This window comes from Streptomyces sp. NPDC002886, assembly GCF_042888445.1.
Lineage (GTDB): Bacteria > Actinomycetota > Actinomycetes > Streptomycetales > Streptomycetaceae > Streptomyces.
Genome location: NZ_JBIAPV010000017.1, coordinates 47,994 through 65,962 on the forward strand (window position 1 = coordinate 47,994; position 17,969 = coordinate 65,962).

A 17,969-nucleotide genomic window follows, 5' to 3' on the forward strand; every position below is an offset into this window, starting at 1 on the left:
CGGACATGGCCCCGATGGCCTTCGAGGTGGCGCCCCCTCCCTGCCGCCCCGGCTCGTCGAGGAGTCCGGGCGGTGCGGGCCAGCAGCCGGATGGAGATGACCCGCTCCGGCGCGGCCATCGTCGGCCCCGCCCTCGCGGGCTGTCCCGGACCCTCACCGCCGCGGCCTTCCTGGTCGGCGGACCGCCCATCGCGATGACCCGCGCATGAGAGGCGTGCGGGCCCTCGCGTAGGGCGGGTTGCACGGCGGGGCGCAGGAGCGGCCCGGTGGGCTCGTCGCCCGCCGGCCCCGACGGCCTAGGAGGACCTGCGGCGAAGGAGCATGCGGACGCCGAACACGATCACGACCAGCACGATGACGAGGAGCACGACGATCAAGAGGCTCTTGAACAGCCCGCCCTTCTTCTTGCTCTTCTTTTTCTTCTTGTTGCCGGTGGTGGCCTGGACCCGGGAGGACTCCGGCGCCCGGAGCACCGTCACCGTGCCGGCGCCGGCGAGGAGGGAGCTCCCCGAGAGGGCCGCGGCCGCGGGAGCCTGACGAGCGGCCGACGAGACCGACGCGGCCGCCGTGGCGCTCGCCGCCGGGCCCAGCAGCAGGCCCGCGAGCACGAAGAGCGGTACCAGCGCGGCCACCGCCGCTCGTGAACGCTTCCTCGGAATGCTCTGGTTTGTCACTGAATCCCCCTATGGTTTCGATGCCCCGCCAGGGGCCCGGTGGAACCAGGCCTGAAGGGGCCTTGCAGCATCGTCGGCGAGTCCGACCGCCCCGGCAAGGGGATGAGCGGGGAACGGCTCGGCGGGCCGGGCCGAGACCTCCGAACCGGAGAGCAGGAGAGCCGGAGAGCTGGAGTCCCGGAGGTTCCCGTACCCCTTCCAGAACTTCTACAAAATGTTGACGCACCTCTATCGGAAAGGCGTCGTCCCGTCGGACGATTCAGGTAGCCTGCCCGCCTTCACCTGACCCCCTGTCAGCGCGGGCAAGGGCCTATTGCACCCTCGTGCGTTGGGAGGCCACAAGCCATGAACCCGCTCAGCGAGTGTCCCGAACCCGCCCCGTTCCCCTTACCGGAAGCCCGTGTGCCCGTGCCGAAGGCCGGGGCACCCAGTCGTCGCAGCGTCCTGGGCGGCCTCGGCATCGCCGCGACCGCTCCGCTCGTCCTGGGCGCCGCGAGGAGCCGTCCGAACGGGGGAACACCCCCGGGCCGGGCCGTCGTACTCAGGAACGCCTCGCTCGTGCTCACCATGGACCCCGCCCTCGGCGACGGCCCGCTGGGTACGGTCGAGCAGGCGGACGTCCTCATGCGGGACGGCGCCATCGCGGCCGTGGGGAAGCGGCTGCCCGCACCACCCGGCACGCAGGTGATCGACGCCTCGGGCCACCTGGTGATGCCGGGATTCGTGGACGTGCACACCCACCTGTGGCAGTCCTCGATGCGGGGCGGCTGCGCGGACCGCGACCTCTTCGGCTGGCTGGCCGACTGCAACCGGGCGACCTTCTCCCGGATCACGCCCGCGGACATGTACCGCTTCGTACGCCTGGGCGCCCTCGACTCCCTGCAGTCCGGCGTGACCACGCTCGTGGACTGGGTGGACGCCCTCCCGTACGACACGACGGTCCAGTACGTGCGGGCCCTGGCCGGCACGGGAGTGCGCTTCACCTACGCGATGTTCCAGGGCGAGCGGGAGGCCTCGCTGATCTCGCGGACGAAGAAGGAGCTCCTCGACCCGCTCCCCCTCGCTTCGGCGCAGGTGGCCACCCACGCGGCGCGGGCCATCAGGGGCCTCAACCAGGTGCATTGGGAGATCGCCCGCGACCTCGGAGTCATGCTCAACAGCCATGTCCTCGAACGCTCCGAGCAGCGCGCGGACGACCCGATCGGCACCCTCACGGACATCGGGGCACTGGGCCCGCGACTGCTCATGAACCACGCGATCCACCTCACCGACGACGAGATCTCCGCGCTCGCCGCGCACGACGTACGGGTCGCCCACTGCCCGCTCAGCAACATGCGCCTCGCCTCGGGGATCATGCGGCTGCCGGACCTCGGCCGGCGCGGCGTCAAGGCCGGGCTCGGCCAGGACGGCGGTACGAACGACTCCTCCGACTTCTTCGCCCTCATGAAGGCGGCCATCGGCCTCCAGCGCGCACGCGCGCAGGACGCCTCGGTGTTCCCCCAAGTGCAGGACGTCCTACGGCTTGCCACGCTCGGCGGAGCCGAGGCGATCGGCAAGGCCGACACGGTGGGATCCCTGAGTCCCGGCAAGCGCGCCGACGTCATCGTGATCGACCCCGCCGCCCTCAACTTCGCGCCGCGCTTCGACTGGATCAACCAGATCGTCTTCAACGGCCGCCCGGAGAACGTCCGGGCGGTCTTCGTGGACGGCCGCCCCCTCAAGCTCGACGGCCGCCTGGTCGGCATCGACACCGAGCGGGTCGTACGGGAGGCGGAGTCCGCGGCGACCCGTCTGCGCGCCGCGTCCTGATCCGAACCGTACGAAGAGCTGCGAACAGCGGGGCCCCGGGGGGCGATCGACGCTCCCCGGGGCCCCGTCACTCATGTGCGCGCCGGCGTGATCAACGTCCCTGGAGGGACTTGACGTTGTCGCCGAAGGTCCAGCCCTTCGAGCCGTCCCAGTTGATGGACCAGGTCATGAGCCCCTTCAGCGCACCGCCGAAGGCGTTCCACGACTGGCCGACCAGGCTCGGCGTCATGTGGCCGCCGCCCGCGCCGGGCTGGGCCGGCAGGCCGGGCACCTGCTTGTCGTAGGGCACCTTGATGGTGGTGCCCTGGATGGTCAGGCCGTTGTTCAGGCAGGTGGTCTGGGCGGTGAAGCCCTGCACGGTGCCGGCCTGGTAGGAGTCGCCGGAGCAGCCGTACATGCTGCCGTTGTAGTACTGCATGTTCAGCCACCACAGCCGGCCGTTGTCGGCGTACTTCTTGATGATCGGCAGGTAGGAGCCCCAGATCGATCCGTAGGTGACGCTTCCGCCGGTGACGTACGCGGTTTCGGGGGCCATCGTCAGGCCGAAGCCCGCGGGCATCTGGGCCAGCACCCCGTCGATGATGCGGATCAGGTTGGCCTGGGACGCGGACAGCGTGTTGATGTTGCCGCTGCCGGAGAGGCCGGTCTCGATGTCGATGTCGATGCCGTCGAAGTTGTACTTCTTGAGGATCGGCACGACGGTCGCCACGAACTTGTCGGCGACGGTGCTGGAGCTCAGGTCGATGCCGGCGGTGGCGCCGCCGATCGACATCAGGATCGTCGCTCCGGCCGCCTTGGCCTGGCACATCTCGGCGGGGGTGGCGACCTTGACGCCGCTGTCCATGCCGTCGTGCCACTGGACGGTGCCGTCCGAGAGGATCACCGGGAAGGCGGCGTTGATGACGTTGTAGCCGTGCGCGGCTATCCGGCTGTCCGTGATGGGCACCCAGCCCATGCCGGGGTGGACACCGTTCGCGGCGCCGTCCCAGTTCTCCCAGTAGCCCTGGAGGACCTTGCCCGACGGCTTGGGCTTCGTGGCGCAGGTCTCGCCGGGCGGGGCGGTGGTGGGAGGCGTGGTGGTGGGAGGCGCCGTGGTCGGGGGCACGGTCGTCGGCGGCGGGGTGGTGGGAGGCACCGTCGTGGGCGGCGGCGTGGTCGGCGGCACCGTGGTGGGCGGCGCGGTCGTCGGCGTGGGGCTGCTGCCTCCCGGGCCGGTGAGCGAGACGTCGTCGGCGTAGTACGCGGGCTGCCCGTACCAGCCGTGCAGGTAGACCGTCACCGAGGTGGTGCTCGCCCCGGTGGTGAAGCCGACGCTCAGCTGGCCGTACGAAGGGCTGCTCGGCGTCCAGGTGGACGGGGAACCGGTGATCCCGGTGCCGGTGGCGCCGAGGTAGACGTAGCTGCCCTGGACGTAAGCACTCAGCGTGTACTGCGAGTTGGGCTGCACGCTGATGGTCTGGGTGCACTGGGCGTTGTCCTGGCCGCTCGGCGTTCCCTTGAGCGCGGAGGTGCCGGAGCGGACCGGGCTGCCGACGGCCGCCCCGGATCCCGCCGAGCAGGTCCAGGCGGAGAGGCCGTTCTCGAAGCCGGAGTTGACCACCAGGTTGGGGGCGACGTCCTCGGTCGTCGCGGCGCCGGCCGTGACGGCTCCGGCCGCGGCGATGCCCGCACCGATGACGGCGGCGGCGCTCACCCCGGCGAGGGTGCGGTTCATGACGGTCGCTCCGCGCGGGGCGCGGCCGGTCCGGTCCCTGCGGGGGCCGATGTCGGCCGACGGGCGCGGAGTACGTGATCTCCGACGGAACATGGTGCGCTCCATTCCCGCCGGGCGTCAGGGGCATGACGACGCGTGGGGGCGTGACGCCCGGCATGGGGGTGAGGTGAGAACAGGTGGGGCTGTGCCGACCGGATCGTAGGAGCAACGACCCGGCCGGTCAATAGGTCTGGACCAATACTAGGAACTGGCGCGGTCGTGAGGCGCCTTCAGGGGAGCAGACGGGAGGCGAGGTCGCGCACGGTCGCCATGTCGCTGAACGGGATCAGCTCCTCGCCCACGATCTGGTGCGGTTCACTGCCCTTCCCCGCGATCAGGACCACGTCTTCGGGCCGGGCCGCCGCGAGCGCGAAGTCGATGGCCCGGCGCCGGTCGGCGGCGCGCTCGTACGGCGTGCCCGTGCTCTCGATGCCGACGGCGATCTGGTCGAGAATCGCCTCGGGGTTCTCGGTGCGGGGGTTGTCCGAGGTCAGGACGCACAGGTCGGAATGGGCGCCGGCGATGCGGCCCATCTCGGCGCGCTTGGTGGTGTCGCGGTCGCCGCCGCAGCCGAAGACCGTGATGACGCGCCCCTGGGCGAAGCCCCGGATGGCGGTGAGGACCTTGTCCAGGGAGTCGGGCGAGTGCGCGTAGTCCACGATCACCGAGGTGCCGGCGGGGGTGACGAAGCGCTCGAACCTCCCCGGTACGGGCGGCATCTGGGCGAGCGCGGCGACCAGTCCTTCCAGGTCGTGCCCCAGCACCCGGCAGGCCGCCACGGCCGCCAGCGCGTTGGACACGGAGAACCGGCCCGGGACCGGGATCTCCGCCGGGTACTTGGCGCCGTCGTGGTGCAGCGTGAACCGCGTGCCGGAGGCGTCCGCGATCAGGTCCGTAGCCCGGAAGTCGGCCTCCTCGTCGAGGCCGTACGTCGTCACCGCGCCGGGCATCAGCGCCCGGATGCCGGCACCCACGGCATCGTCCGCGTTGACCACCGCGTGCCGGCACAGCCCCTGGAACAGCCGCATCTTGGCTTCCGTGTAGTGGGCCATCGTGCCGTGGTCATCCAGGTGGTCCTGGGTCAGGTTCGTGAAGACGCCGACGTCGACGAACGTCCGGTCCATCCGGTACGTCTGCAGGGCCATCGAGGTGGCCTCCAGCACCACGCTGCCGGTGCCCTGGTCCCGCATGCGGCCCAAGAGGTACTGCAGGTCCGGCGATTCCGGTGTGGTCAGCACGGTGGGCGGCATCGGGATCATCTCGTCGCCGATCCGGCTGCCCGCCGTCCCGATCACGCCCACCGAGGCGCCCTCGGAGATCTTGAGGAGCGACTCGACCATGTAGGAGATGGAGGTCTTCCCGTTGGTCCCGGTGACCGCCACCATGTCCATGTGCCGGCCCGGCTCGCCGAAGTAGCGGGAGGAGACGACGGCTGCCGCCTTGCGGGTGTCGCGGACCCGTACGAGGCACACCTCCGGCCGCAGCTCACGCCCGGACGGTGCGGCGGCGGCTCCCTCCTCGTCGACGAGCACCGCCACCGCCCCGCGCGCGAGCGCCGCACCGATGGCCGCCGGGCCGCCGCCGCGGTGTCCGGGTACCGCGATGAAGAGCGAACCCGGCACCACCCGGTCGACGTCGAAGGTGGTGCCCGCGGTGATCCCCGTCGACTCGGTGTCGCCCTGGATGACGTGGTGTTCATGGCCGGTCAGCAACCCGCTCAACTTCACGGTGGTCCCTTCGAAGGCGGCTACGGCCCGGCGCACGGCCCTAGCCTGGTGGCGGCGCCGACGGAGCGTCGGGACCGCGGTGGTGGGACGGGGAGGGCGATGCGTCGCCCTCGGGGCGACGGGGCCGGGGGCCGGACTCCGTGATCGGGCCGGGCCGCCGGGGCAGGGCCCGTCGCTGAGGATGGTGCGGCGGGAAGGACTGGGCCCGGGCGCGGTGGGAGAGCGCTAGCCGTGGCCGTGCAGGACGCCGCGCCCGACCGTGGGGGCCTGGGCGTCGGCGGCGGTCCGGAGGCTGATGCCCGTCCGGCCCGCGGCAGCCGCACGCACGCCGGGGGCGGCCTGCGGCAGGCGCTCCCCCGTGTCACGTCGTGTGCGGCTCATCTGCCGAGTGTACGTGCGCCCGCCCGGTCCGGACGCCGCGCGGGCGAGGCGCACCGCCCCGCCGGCGCCGGGCCGGCCGGTGACTTCGACGCGACCCACCCTGCCGGTGACCTGGGCCTCGAGGGCAACCGGCTCGCGGGGACCCGCGTGGAACTCCGTGAGGTCCCGGGCCGCGGCGACGCCCTTGCCGGTGCCCGCCTACGCGGTGCCGGCGTATCCGCGGGCGCCTTCGCGGCCACGTCCCGCCAGTAGACGCCCTCCGCCGCCGCGCCCCGGAGCGCGGGCCGGATCAGGGTGGCGAACGTCGTCGTGGACGGCCGCGCCGGTGGCTTCCACCACGGCAATGCCCTGGGCGTAGGTCGCCACCTCCGCGTCCGTACCGTCGGGCGGCGCACCGCACAGGCTCTCGGTGTACACCTCTCCGCTGCTCGGAGCGAGGCCGGGGAGGGCCCCGCCGGCCCGCTCACATCGCACCGCTTCAGAAGCCGTTGCGTCATACACGCAATAGCGACTTAGTGATCATTTGGTGGGATTTGATCTATCTTGGGGCCGATCCCGACCTGAGCGGGTGGTCAGGCCTGGAGCCGGCTCGCCGCCAGGGCGTCCTTGACCTCGCGCACCACGCGGGCCGCGTCCTCGGGCTTGTTCACCACGTCGGTGTTGTTCATGTCGACGACGAGGACCTCACTGGCCGAGTAGTGCTTGTGCACCCAGTCGTCGTAGCCGGCCCACAGCACCCGGTAGTACTCGACGAGGCTCTCGTCCTGCTCGAAATCACGGCCCCGCAGCCCGATGCGGTGCAGCACCGTCTCGAAGTCCGCCTTGAGGTAGACCATGAGGTCGGGGGCCTTGCGGTACGGCAGGCCGTCGATCTCGCGCATCATCTCGTTCAGCAGACCCTCGTACACGCCCATCTCGAGGGAGCTGATCCGGCCCAGGTCGTGATTGACCTTGGCGAAGTACCAGTCCTCGTAGATCGAGCGGTCCAGGACGTTGTCGCCCTGCTTGTACGCCTCCTTGATCGCGGCGAACCGCGTCTGCAGGAAGTAGAGCTGCAGGAGGAAGGGGTAGCGCTTCGCCTGGATCTCCTCGGGGCTCGCCGTGTAGAAGAGCGGGAGGATCGGATTGTCTTCCACGCTCTCGTAGAAGACTTCGCTGCCCAGCTCCTTGGCGAGCAGCTCGGCCACGCTCGTCTTGCCGATTCCGATCATGCCTCCGACGCAGATCACTGGCATACCTCACTTCTCCCTGGGGGTCTTCTGGTTCGCGGGCGCGTGGGCCGGGCGCCCCACCCCACTGAGACACGTGTCGGCGGTCGCTCGATTCCCCATGATCGTCATGATCGTCGATCAGTGTCACGCGGCCCCGGTCCGGACCGGGGCCCGGACGCGGAACGCCCTCCCCGACGGACCGGGCCGGCCGTTCCGTGGATGCCGCGGACAGCGACGAGCCACCACCCCGCGGCCGCCTTGAAGCATAAATGACGTCGCGACACCCGCCCGCCGGGGCGCCGTCGGTCGACAACCCGGGCATTGACTGAATTTTCAGTTAGGGCCAGGATGTGCGACGCACCACCACCCCTTTCCCGTTGCCCGTTGTTCACCAGGGAGTCCCATGAACACCCCAGCCACGTCCCGACGCAGGCTCCTCCAGCTGGGCGCGGCGGGCCTGCCGCTCGCGGCCCTCGCCTCCGCGCTGCCGGCGGTCGCCCGGGCGGCGACGGCCCCGAGCGGCTCCGACACGCTGCGGATGCCCGCGGAGGAGGGCCGGCACGTCCGCACCTTCATGGCCTGGCCCGCGCTCTCCTCCGTGTGGCGCCGCAACCTCGGCGGGGTGCGCCGGGACATCGCGAAGGTGGCGTACGCGATCTCGCGCTACGAGCCCGTCGTGCTGCTGGCCCGCCCCGAGCAGGCCGCCGACGCCCGGTACCTGTGCGGGAGCGGCGCCTACTACGGCATCGACGTCATCGAGATAGCCAACGACGACCTGTGGATCCGGGACTTCGGCCCCACCTTCGTCGTGGCCCCCGGCGCGATCGCCGGGGTCGACACCAACTTCAACGGATGGGGGAAGACCACCGCGCCGTACGCGCAGCCCTTCGCCAACGACGCCGTGGCCGCCGAGACCCTCCTCGGCCAGTACGGCGTCCAGCGGATCCAGGCGCAGTTCGTGGGCGAGGGCGGCTCGCTGGAGACCGACGGCGAGGGAACCCTGCTGGCCACGGTGAGCTCGCTGGTCAACGACAACCGCAATCCGGGCAAGTCCCAGGACCAGGTCGAGCAGGCGATGAAGGCCGCGCTCGGCATCGACAAGGTGATCTGGGTCCCGGGTCTGGCGGGCCAGGACATCACCGACTGCCACATCGACTGCCTGGCCCGCTTCACCGCACCCGGCAAGGTCATCCTGGACAAGCCCGGTGCCGGGGCCGACGCCAAGTGGATCGCCGTCTACGAGGAGACCGCGCGGATCCTGCGCGGCGCCACCGACGCCCGGGGCCGGGCGCTGACCGTCACCGAACTCCCCGGTCCCGACCGCGCCGCGATCCGCGGGCGGGGCGATGAGTTCCTGTCCAGCTACACCAACTACTACACGGCGAACGGCGCCGTCATCGCCCCGCAGTTCGGTGACAGCTACGCCGACGGCCTGGCCTACACCATCCTGCAGGCCGCCTATCCCGGCCGGACCGTCGTCCAGCTCGACATCGACAACATCGCATCCGGCGGCGGCGGAATCCACTGCGCCACCCAGTCGCAGCCGGTCGTGCCTCCGTTGGTCTAGGTGGTGCGCGAGGGGGGCCGGTCGCTCCGCACGGGTCACGGCTCGTGCAGGGAGGCCGGGTTGGGGTGCGGCGGCATCGAAGGGCAGCGGAAAACCTCGCGTGTTACCTGCCGGTAGGCCATGATGGCGGACGACCATCCACACGGCGGAGGCTGAGGCAGCGGTGACCACTTTCGACGGACCGACCATCGTGCACGCGTTCCGGGACGACGCCCTGGGAGAGCACGACGCCGTCGGTCTCGCCGCGGCGATCCGGCGGGGCGAGGTCTCCCCCGCCGAGGCCGCCCGTGACGCCGGTGAGCGGGTGCGGGCGGTCGACGCACGGCTGGGTGCGGTGCAGGTGCACGTCAACGGACCGGCCGGATCGGCCGGATCGGCCGGACCGGCGCACGCCGACGCGACGGGCGGCGCCTTCGCCGGCGTTCCGACCTTCGTCAAGGACAACACCGACTACGAGGGGCTGCCCACGGGCCACGGCAGCGCGGCGTTCCGGCCGAGGGCGGCCAAGCGGCACGCGCCGTTCACCCGGCAGTTCCTGAGCAGCGGTGTCACGGTCCTGGGCAAGACCCGGCTGCCCGAGTTCGGGTTCAGCCCGACCACCGAGTACGACGGTGCGGAGCCGGTGCGCAACCCCTGGCACACGGACTACTCGGCGGGCGGCTCCTCGGGGGGCAGCGCGGCTCTGGTCGCCGCCGGCGCCGTGCCGATCGCGCACGCCAACGACGGCGGCGGCTCGATCCGGATACCCGCGGCCTGCTGCGGCCTCGTCGGCCTGAAGCCGTCCCGCGGGCGGGTCGTGGCCAGCGACCTGGGCCGCCGGCTGCCGCTCGACATCATCTCCGACGGAGTCGTGAGCCGCTCCGTGCGGGACGCCGCCGCGTTCCTCGCCGCCGCGGAAACGTACCGGCGGAGTCCCGCGCTGCCTCCCGTGGGCCTGGTCGAAGGACCCTCGGCGCGCAGGCTGCGCATCGGATTCGTACTGGACTCCCCGAACGGCGTGCACTCCGACGCCTCCACGCGGGCGGCGGTGAAGGAGACGGTGGAGACGCTGGGACGGCTCGGACACACCGTGGAACCGGTGGAGTTGGGCATGGATCCGAGCTTCACCGACGACTTCCTCACCTACTGGGGGATGCTGTCCTTCCTGCTCGGCGCCACGGGCCGGACCCTCGGCGCGGACTTCGACCGCCGCCGCATGGACGGCCTCAGCCAGGGACTGCGCGAGGAGTACGTACGGAACTGGCGCAGGACCCCCGGCGTGCTGAGGCGGTTGAAGCGGACGAAGGAGGCCTACGCGGCGTCCTTCCGCGGGCTCGACCTCGTGATGTCGCCCGTGCTCGCCCACACCACGCCGCCGATCGGCCACCTCAGCCCGACCGTTCCCTACGCGAAGCTCATCGAGCGGATCCTCGCGTACGTGGCGTTCACACCGGTCGACAACGTCGTCGGCACTCCGTCGATCTCGGTGCCGACCGCGAGCGCGACACCGGACGGGCTGCCCGTCGGCGTCATGTTCGCCGCGCGGCCCGGCGGTGAGCGGAAGCTGCTGGAGATCGCGTTCGAGCTGGAGGCGGACCGGCCCTTCCGTCGCATCCAGGACCGCTGACCGCTACCCGGCGGCAGGGGGCAGGTGTTCCACGCGGAGGGGCTCGAAGGCGATGCGGGTCAGTGATCCGTCCTGCGCCCACCGGACCTCGATCGCTCCCTGGTCGGCCGTCACCACAGTCACCGCCCGGCTCGTCGGCTCCTCGCTCGTCGACGCCGGATCCGGCTCGCCGCTGAGGGTGGCCAGCGCCGCGTACAGGCGTGTCCCGCTGGCCCCAGCCGTCAGGCGGGGCACGCTCGCCCACCGGGTGAAGGCGGTCCCGGCCGGCGCCCGCGCCTCGTCCCGGACCTCCCAGCCGTGCACCGGGTGGAGTTCCGAGCGCAGGGGTTCCTCGGGCCCCGTGGCCCAGCCCGTCTGTTCCACGCGGGCCTCGGGCGGGGCGCCGGACGAGGCTCCGTACGGTGCTCCGGACACCCGGTGCACGCGCAGTTCGTGCGGGCCGCGGACGAAGGTGAGGCTCTCCACCCGCAGGCCGGGGACCGATGGCGCGCCGCCCGGGAAGACGGGCCGGTGCCAGGACGCGGCCCAGCCCCAGCCGTCCCCCTGGCCGGTGCCCAGCGGGTGGATGCGCCGCCGGACGCTGCGGACACCGGCCACGACCACGGCGAGGTGGTTGTCCGGGGCGTTGGCGCTCGCGGTGGGGCCGCTGCGGGTGGAGTAGGCCTGACGGGAGTAGAGCGGGTCCTCGTCGCGGGCCGCTTCCGGCTGGTCCGGCCCGACGTGGTCGCTGCCGTGGTTGTGCAGTCGTACGATCCCGTCGGCGCGGGTGGTCTGGATCAGCAGCCCCGGGGCGGGCAGGGCCAGTACCCGGTCCGGGCCCTCACTGGGCGCACGCTCCTCCGTCGCCGTCCACAGGGGGTGCGTCGCCGGGGCGAGCAGGCAGACGAAGGCCTTGGAGGCCCAGTACGGCGAGGCCGGCCCGGAATACCGCTGCAGGGTCGCCCCGTGCGGGCCGTGCCAGCCGAGGCTGAGCAAGCCGTCCGCGCCGACGGCGCCCCGGTCGAGGAAGTAGCGCAGCGACCCGCTGATCAGGCGGCGCGAGGTACCGGGGGCGAGCGGGGTGTGGCCGGTGACGGCGCCGAGGCCGACGGCCGACGCGGCGGCGAAACGGTAGGTGAGGGAGCGCCCGAAGTGGATCGGCGCCCCGTCCGCCCCGAAGAGGAGGGAGAAGCCGTCGAGGTGGGCCCGCAGGCGGTCACCGTACGGGGCCTTGCCGTCCGGCGAGGCGTCGGGGCGGGTGTCCGGGCGCAGGGCGAGGGAAGCGTCGGGGTCGGCGTCCAGGCGGGCGTTCATGTGAGCGTCGAGCACCGGATACAGGTGCAGCGCCCAGCCGTTGTAGTGGTCGAAGGCCCGGCCGTCGCCGTCGGCGTACCAACCCTGGCCCGCGTACCAGCCCTCCATGAGGTCCAGGGCCCGGCCGCGGGCCCGGGCCGTCTCGGCGTCGCCGCGGCCGACGGACTCCAGGAATCCGGCCACGGTGTACGGGAAGAGGTACCAGTTGTTGGGGCTGGGCAGATGCCGCAGGGCGCCGCGCAGCCACTCCTCGGTCCGGTCCTGCACCGCACTGTCGAGGCGGTCCCACAGCCACGGCCGGGTCAGCCGGAGCCCGAGGGCCACCGATGCCGATTCGACCATCGGCTGGCCCCCCGCGTGGACGTCGCGGATGACGGGCCAGGATTCCGCGTCGTCGCGGCCCGGCGTCCGGGTGCCGGCCGCGAGGCCTTCCGCGTACCGCTCGAGCCAGCCGTACGGGTCCGCTCCCCCGGCCCCGGAGACCCGGAAAGCGGCGGCGAGGAAGGTGCGGGCGTAGCCTTCGAGTCCGTCGGAGCGCACCCCGGACGCGGAGGGGGTTCCCGGCAGGTCGAGCAGGGCCCCGCGCGGCGTGGCCCACCGCCAGGCCGCACGCAGCAGCCCGTCGGCCACCGCCTCCCAGTGGCCCCGGCCGTAGCCGGTGTAGGGGCTCGACTCGCGGTCTTCGCGGGGCAGTCCGGGAAGGGTCATGCGGGGATCTTGATCGAACGGCCACATCGGGTCAAGGGAGCGGATCGCGGCGGGCCGCGAGCGGACGCCGAGCCGCTGCGAACGGCGAGCGGACGGCGGGCCGAGAGTGGACTGCGGGCCGCTGCGAACGGACGGGAGGTCAGGCCGAGGCGTTCCAGGCCGTCGTCAGCCCGTCCAGCCACGCGGGCGGCAGCTCCGCCGCGTCCCACTCCTCCCGCAGGGCCTGCGGCTCGGCGGCGAGGCGTTCGAGCACGGCGATGCTCGTGGCGGAGTGGACGAGCGAGAAGCGGCCGTGCACCGTGATGGCACTGCCCGCTCCGAACGTCGTGAACAGCCGCCCCAGCCGGGCCCGGTGGGCGTCGGTGAACTCCGTCAGCCGCCCGGCGTAGCGGGCCCGTTGCCTCGGGCTCATCGTGGCGAGGACGGCGGTGAGCACTTCCTCGGTGGCCTCCGGATCCAGTTCCGAGACCTCGGCGAAGGACAGGTAGAGGGGCGTGAGCGCCACCTGCGTCCGCTCCACCTCCATGCGCCTGGCCCGCGGGCGGTGTCCGGCCGCGTCCTGTTCCCCGTCCGGGCTCACCACTCGGAGCAGGGTCCGTTCGGTGACCTCGCCCAGCTCGGCCAGGAGGTCCCCGGCTCCGTCGAGCCATCCCGACTCGTACGGCTCGCCCTTGTCCCCCGGCGCGCTCCGGTCCCGGCCGCTCAGGTCCTCGTACGCGAGTGCCAGCGCGCCCGCTTCCAGCAGGCCGATCAGTTCGCTCGCGTCATCGGAAGGGACCCCCGCTCGTGCGAGGAGTCGCAGGAGCGTCGTCCTCGCGTTGTCGACACTGACCTCGTCCGGCCACTGCCGGCCCTCGTCGGCCCCGCTCATCAGTTCGTCTCCGTTCTCGGCCACCACACCGCCCAGCGCCTCATTGTGACCGAGAGCCGCCGGGGAAGCCGGAACCAGCGGCCCCCGGTTCATCCCCGCGGCTGCCGGAACTGGCTTCCTGAGCTGGGACTCTATGCGGCGACGTGCTGTTGTCGAGCACTTTCCCCCCATCCGGCAATCTACCCATAACCGCACCGGGCCGCGGCGCCGCCTCCATGCGCCGGCCGTACGCGAGCCCTTAACCCAGGGGCCCCCTCACGCCTCCCGTACGTACGCCCCCGCGCGCGCGGCCGCCACCACCGCGGCCGCCGAGCGGTCGGCGTGGGCCTCGTCGAGCGGGAGGGTCGTGGTCAGGAGGCGGTAGTAGAGGGGGGCGGACACCGCGCGGACCACCTCGTGCGGGTCGGTCCCCCCGGGCAGTTCTCCGCGGACCACGGCCTCCCCGACGCACGGAGCCCACTCCTCGACGCGCACGGCGTAGAACCCGTGCAGCGATTCGGCGGCCTTCGGGTCGTACGTGGCGGCCGCGATCACCGCCTTGAACAGGGCTCCTTGCCGGGGGTCGGCCAGGGTGCGGCACACCAGCCGGGCATTGGCCGTCAGGTCTCCGAGGAGCGATCCCGTCCGCGCTCGCGGGACGGACTGTTGCGCCATGTCCGCGAGCAGGTCGGCCACGAGGCCGGCGACGGTGCCCCAGCGGCGGTAGACGGTGGTTTTGCCGACGTCCGCGCGCCGTGCGACGTCGGCGAGGTCCAGGTGCGCGAAACCCCGCTCGGCCAGCACGTCCTCGGCGGCCCGGAGCACGGCCTCCCGCACGCGCGCCGTACGGCCTCCGGGGCGCGCGCTCCCCGGCCCGGCCGCCGGGGTGGCCGGGCCCTCCGCCCTGTCCGATCCGGCTTCGGCGAACTCCATAACGGGACTCCAGTTCCATTAGCTGCCAGGACTTGCTACGCTCGGGCCATCTTAACGGAACCGCAGACCCATTAGATGGACGTGCGGGCGATGAGAGGATGCGTCATGGAGTACAGGCGGCTGGGTGCGTCCGGGCTTCTGGTCCCGGAACTGAGCTTCGGAGCGGGCACCTTCGGCGGGCAGGGGCCGCTCTTCGGCGCCTGGGGCGACACCGGCGTGCAGCAGGCGCGCCGCCTCGTGGACATCTGCGTCGATGCCGGGGTCACGATGTTCGACACCGCCGACGTCTACTCCGCCGGCGCCTCGGAGGAGGTCCTGGGAGCCGCCCTCAAGGGGCGCCGGGACCAGGTGCTCATCTCCACCAAGGCCGGCCTGCCCACGAGCGACGGCCCCGGCGGGGCGGGGACCTCCCGGGCCCGCCTGATCACGTCCGTCGACGACGCGCTGCGCCGTCTGGACACCGACTACATCGACCTGTTCCAGCTGCACGCCTTCGACGCCGGCACACCCGTCGAGGAGGTGCTGTCCACCCTGGACGACCTGGTCCGGGCGGGGAAGATCCGCTACACCGGCATCTCCAACTTCTCCGGCTGGCAGGCCATGAAGTCCCTCGCCGCGGCCGACCGGCACGGCCGCCCGCGCTACGTCGCCCACCAGGTCCACTACTCCCTCGTCGGCCGCGACTACGAATGGGAACTCCTGCCCCTGGCACTCGATCAGGGCCTGGGCGCGATCGTCTGGAGCCCGCTCGGCTGGGGCCGGCTCACGGGCAAGATCCGCCGCGGCGTGCCGCTGCCCGCCGGCAGCAGGCTGCACGAGACCGCCGACTTCGGCCCGCCGGTCGAGGACGAGTACCTCTACCGCGTGATCGACGCCCTGGACGAGATCGCCGGGGAGACGGGCCGGGCGGTCCCCCAGATCGCCCTGCGGTGGCTGCTCCAGCGGCCGACCGTGTCCTCCGTCATCATCGGCGCCCGCAACGAGGAGCAGCTGCGCCAGAACCTCGGCGCCGTGGGCTGGACGCTGACCCCGGAGCAGATGGCGAAGCTCGACGCGGCGAGCAGCCGGACGGCCCCCTATCCCTACTTCCCGTACCACCGTCAGGAGGGCTTCGCCCGCCTCAACCCTCCGGCGGTCTGAGCCCTCAGAGCCCTCAGCCCAGCCACAGGACGTTCAGCACGGACAGGCGGTGCAGGGGCCGGTTGATCCAGTAGGTGAGCGAGGTCCGGCCGACGGAGGCCAGGCGTACGTCCCGCCCCTCGGGGTCGTCGGGGTCCCACTGCGGGAATCCCCAGGGATCGGCCGCGGCGGCGTCCAGGATGTCCCAGACCACGTCCTCGGCGTGCTCGGGGAGGGTGTCGAGAACCTTGGCGGCCGGCCCGGAGAAGCGGATCGCGTACGGCTGTCCGGTCACCGGCGCCTGCTCCGCAGCTCGGTCGCCTCCACGAAGGCGGCGTCGTCGTGGCCGGAGGCGACGAACGCGTCGACCGCGGGGGCGGAGGCGAGGCGGGCCTGCCAGACCTGGAGGGTGTCGTACAGCGCGGCCAGGGAGAACGTGCGGCGGGACTCCTCCAACGCGGCGGTCCACTCCCGCTCGAAGGCCGGTACCCACTGCGGGGCACGCCGGTCGTCGCGCAACCGGTCGAGGAGTTCGGCCGGGGCTCCCGGCGCGGGGGCGTACGGCGTGACGGTGGCGTGGTCGGGCTGCGCGCTCATCGGCTGGTCCTCCCGGCGGGTCGTACCCCCACGGTACGCGCGCGGCAGTGCGCGTGACGGCTGCTCACGGCGAGCCGTTCACCGGCACCAGGAACGCCGTCACCGCGGCCCTGGTGAGGGTCCGGTAGCGGCGCTCCGCGGTCCGGGCCGGGAAGTGTCCCGCGAGTTCCAGGGTGATCGAGCCGTGGGCGGCGGCCCAGATGACGTCCGTGACCTCCTCCACGTCCACGTCCGGCCGGAAGACTCCGCTCTCCGCGCAGGCGCGTACGGCTTCGCGGAGGACTTCCAGGCTGGCGGCGGCGACCGCGCGGGCCTCGGGGGTGGGGGTGAAACCGGGGATGAGGCCGGCGAACATCACCTGGTAGAGGTTGCGTTCGGTGAGGGCGTTCTCGCGGTAGGCCCGGCCCAGGTCGGCGAGGTGCGCGGGCGGGTCCGCGGACGGCGGGACGGCCTCCAGGCCGCGGCGCAGCCGGTCGAAGCCTTCCTGGTACAGGGCCGCGGCGATGCCGTCCTTCGCGCCGAAGTGGCGGTAGAGGACCGTGGTCGAGCAGCCGGCGGCGGTGGCGATGCGGCGCATGGTCAGGGCGGCCGGGCCTTCCGCGGCGAGGAGTTGCGCGGCCAGGTCGAGGAGGGCCGCGCGCAGCGCCTCCTGGCCTTCGAGCTGGGCGCGGGCGAAGAGGCCGCCGCTCATGCCCGCTGCCAGTCGCCGAGCGGGCGGTAGATCGGGATGCCCGCTTCGGTGAGGGCGGTGCGCTTGGCGAAGTACTCGTCGCCCATGGGGTCCGTGCCGCGCAGCGGCATGGTTCCGCGCCAGATCGTCAGGTCCTCGGGGGCGAGGTGCTCGGCCCGTGCGAAGTGCCGTTCGGCGTCCGCCGTTCGGCCGGCCCGGTGGAGCCAGAGGGCCAGGGCCGCTTCGGTACGGGCCGACTGCTGGGTCGCCGTGGCGCGGCGGGTGTGGCGGGTGACGTCCTCCTCGGAGAGGCCGCTGTCGCCGGTGAGGACCCAACGGTCCAGTGCGGCCAGCGCCGCGCCCGAGTCCAGACCCGACAGTTCGCGGAACAGGTCCGTCGCGAACTGCGTGTCGTTGGGGCGGGCGACCTTGCCCTTCTCGTCGATCCACAGGACGGTCGGGACGTTCAGGACGTCGTAGAGGTCGGCCACGACGCCGTCGGTGTCGATGAGCGCGGGGTGGGTGACGGCGGCCTCGGCGATCCACGGCGCGGCGTCGGCGACGCGGCGGTCCACCGCGACGCTGAGAACGCTGAAGCCGTGCTCGGCGAGTGCGGCGTGGCGGCGCTCCCACTCGGGGAGGTCGTAGCGGCAGCCGCACCACGAGCCCCAGAAGACCAGGGCGACCTTGCGGCCGCGCAGATCGCTCAGCGAGTGCGGCACGCCGTCGGCGTCGGGGAGGGTGAAATCGGGGGCGGTGGCACCGGCCAGGGCCTGGGAGCGTTCTTGCGCGGAGACTCCGAGGGCGATCACTCCGGTGTCGGTCGCGACCGGACGGTCGAGGATCCCGGCGAACGCCACCGGGTCGAGCAGCCCCTCGTGTTCGGCCCGGGCGGCGGCCGAGGACGGCACGCAGAGGTCGCCCCGGCACCAGCCGTGCGGTTTGCGGACCCAGCCGAGAGCCCGTTCGGCGTCCTCCGCGGTCAGGAGGACGCGGCCCGCCGGGCCCTCGTGCGCGGCCACGACGGTTTCCCTGCCGCCGTCCAGGATCGTGACGTGCGTGCCGTTCATG

At 72.5% G+C, this 17,969-nt stretch carries 17 protein-coding genes and 1 pseudogene; 4 read left to right on the forward strand and 14 right to left on the reverse strand.

All coding sequences use genetic code 11. From position 1 onward, the window contains the following. Window positions 1-296: 296 nt before the first annotated feature. The gene (locus ACFYYB_RS40385) at window positions 297-674 is read right to left on the reverse strand and encodes a hypothetical protein (RefSeq protein WP_389443397.1); all 378 of its coding nucleotides are present in this window, start codon (window positions 672-674) and stop codon (window positions 297-299) included. A gap of 402 nt (window positions 675-1,076) precedes the next feature. Here ACFYYB_RS40385 and ACFYYB_RS40390 point away from each other — a divergent pair, with 402 nt between their 5' ends. After that, a complete protein-coding gene (locus ACFYYB_RS40390) occupies window positions 1,077-2,483 on the forward strand; it encodes an amidohydrolase family protein (protein ID WP_389443399.1) in 1,407 nt (468 codons plus the stop codon). A gap of 91 nt (window positions 2,484-2,574) precedes the next feature. Here the strand turns inward: ACFYYB_RS40390 and ACFYYB_RS40395 are convergent, their stop codons facing one another. The 6 genes and pseudogenes from ACFYYB_RS40395 to ACFYYB_RS40420 form a co-directional block, all read right to left on the reverse strand. Next, window positions 2,575-3,588, reverse strand: a complete 1,014-nt coding sequence (locus tag ACFYYB_RS40395; RefSeq protein ID WP_389443470.1) for a chitinase — start codon at window positions 3,586-3,588, stop codon at window positions 2,575-2,577. 210 nt (window positions 3,589-3,798) lie between these two features. Then, window positions 3,799-4,302: pseudogene (locus ACFYYB_RS40400) on the reverse strand (carbohydrate binding domain-containing protein); the annotation flags it as partial. 164 nt (window positions 4,303-4,466) lie between these two features. After that, on the reverse strand, window positions 4,467-5,963 hold the full coding sequence (locus ACFYYB_RS40405) for a UDP-N-acetylmuramoyl-L-alanyl-D-glutamate--2,6-diaminopimelate ligase (protein ID WP_389443472.1): 1,497 nt from the start codon (window positions 5,961-5,963) through the stop codon (window positions 4,467-4,469). 225 nt (window positions 5,964-6,188) lie between these two features. Beyond that, the gene (locus ACFYYB_RS40410; RefSeq protein ID WP_327302337.1) at window positions 6,189-6,344 is read right to left on the reverse strand and encodes a hypothetical protein; all 156 of its coding nucleotides are present in this window, start codon (window positions 6,342-6,344) and stop codon (window positions 6,189-6,191) included. A 198-nt stretch (window positions 6,345-6,542) separates the two neighbouring features. Next, on the reverse strand, window positions 6,543-6,761 hold the full coding sequence (locus tag ACFYYB_RS40415) for a hypothetical protein (RefSeq protein ID WP_389443402.1): 219 nt from the start codon (window positions 6,759-6,761) through the stop codon (window positions 6,543-6,545). A gap of 155 nt (window positions 6,762-6,916) precedes the next feature. Next, window positions 6,917-7,579 carry a deoxynucleoside kinase gene (locus tag ACFYYB_RS40420; RefSeq protein ID WP_389443404.1) on the reverse strand — a complete coding sequence of 221 codons (663 nt, stop codon included), beginning with the start codon at window positions 7,577-7,579 and terminating at the stop codon, window positions 6,917-6,919. A gap of 379 nt (window positions 7,580-7,958) precedes the next feature. On the opposite strand from ACFYYB_RS40420, the gene ACFYYB_RS40425 reads away from it, so the two are divergent. Together ACFYYB_RS40425 and ACFYYB_RS40430 are read left to right on the forward strand one after the other, a co-directional pair. After that, entirely contained in the window at window positions 7,959-9,122 is a 1,164-nt protein-coding gene (locus ACFYYB_RS40425) for an agmatine deiminase family protein (protein WP_389443406.1), read from the forward strand. Window positions 9,123-9,285: 163 nt separating this feature from the next. Beyond that, window positions 9,286-10,728 (forward strand): amidase, encoded by a 1,443-nt coding sequence (locus ACFYYB_RS40430; protein WP_389443408.1) that lies wholly within the window; start codon window positions 9,286-9,288, stop codon window positions 10,726-10,728. A gap of 3 nt (window positions 10,729-10,731) precedes the next feature. Here ACFYYB_RS40430 and ACFYYB_RS40435 read toward each other — a convergent pair whose 3' ends face one another. From ACFYYB_RS40435 to ACFYYB_RS40445, 3 genes are all read right to left on the reverse strand, one after another. After that, window positions 10,732-12,729 carry a DUF2264 domain-containing protein gene (locus ACFYYB_RS40435; RefSeq protein ID WP_389443410.1) on the reverse strand — a complete coding sequence of 666 codons (1,998 nt, stop codon included), beginning with the start codon at window positions 12,727-12,729 and terminating at the stop codon, window positions 10,732-10,734. 139 nt (window positions 12,730-12,868) lie between these two features. Then, complete coding sequence (locus ACFYYB_RS40440; RefSeq protein ID WP_389443412.1) at window positions 12,869-13,624, reverse strand: hypothetical protein; 756 nt, start codon at window positions 13,622-13,624, stop codon at window positions 12,869-12,871. A 231-nt stretch (window positions 13,625-13,855) separates the two neighbouring features. Next, a complete protein-coding gene (locus tag ACFYYB_RS40445; RefSeq protein ID WP_389443414.1) occupies window positions 13,856-14,512 on the reverse strand; it encodes a TetR/AcrR family transcriptional regulator in 657 nt (218 codons plus the stop codon). A 105-nt stretch (window positions 14,513-14,617) separates the two neighbouring features. Between ACFYYB_RS40445 and ACFYYB_RS40450 the strand changes: the two genes are divergently transcribed. Continuing rightward, a complete protein-coding gene (locus ACFYYB_RS40450) occupies window positions 14,618-15,652 on the forward strand; it encodes an aldo/keto reductase (protein WP_389443416.1) in 1,035 nt (344 codons plus the stop codon). A gap of 13 nt (window positions 15,653-15,665) precedes the next feature. Here ACFYYB_RS40450 and ACFYYB_RS40455 read toward each other — a convergent pair whose 3' ends face one another. The 4 genes from ACFYYB_RS40455 to ACFYYB_RS40470 form a co-directional block, all read right to left on the reverse strand. Further along, window positions 15,666-15,926 (reverse strand): hypothetical protein, encoded by a 261-nt coding sequence (locus ACFYYB_RS40455; RefSeq protein WP_389443418.1) that lies wholly within the window; start codon window positions 15,924-15,926, stop codon window positions 15,666-15,668. Next, window positions 15,923-16,228: a DUF6247 family protein gene (locus ACFYYB_RS40460; RefSeq protein ID WP_389443420.1), complete on the reverse strand. Its 306-nt coding sequence runs from the start codon at window positions 16,226-16,228 to the stop codon at window positions 15,923-15,925. The genes ACFYYB_RS40455 and ACFYYB_RS40460 overlap by 4 nt, the downstream gene beginning before the upstream one ends. A gap of 64 nt (window positions 16,229-16,292) precedes the next feature. After that, window positions 16,293-16,919, reverse strand: coding sequence for a TetR/AcrR family transcriptional regulator (locus tag ACFYYB_RS40465; protein WP_389443422.1), 627 nt, complete (start codon window positions 16,917-16,919; stop codon window positions 16,293-16,295). Beyond that, entirely contained in the window at window positions 16,916-17,968 is a 1,053-nt protein-coding gene (locus ACFYYB_RS40470) for a redoxin domain-containing protein (RefSeq protein WP_389443424.1), read from the reverse strand. Before ACFYYB_RS40470 ends, ACFYYB_RS40465 begins: the two co-directional genes overlap by 4 nt. Window position 17,969: the final 1 nt, after the last annotated feature.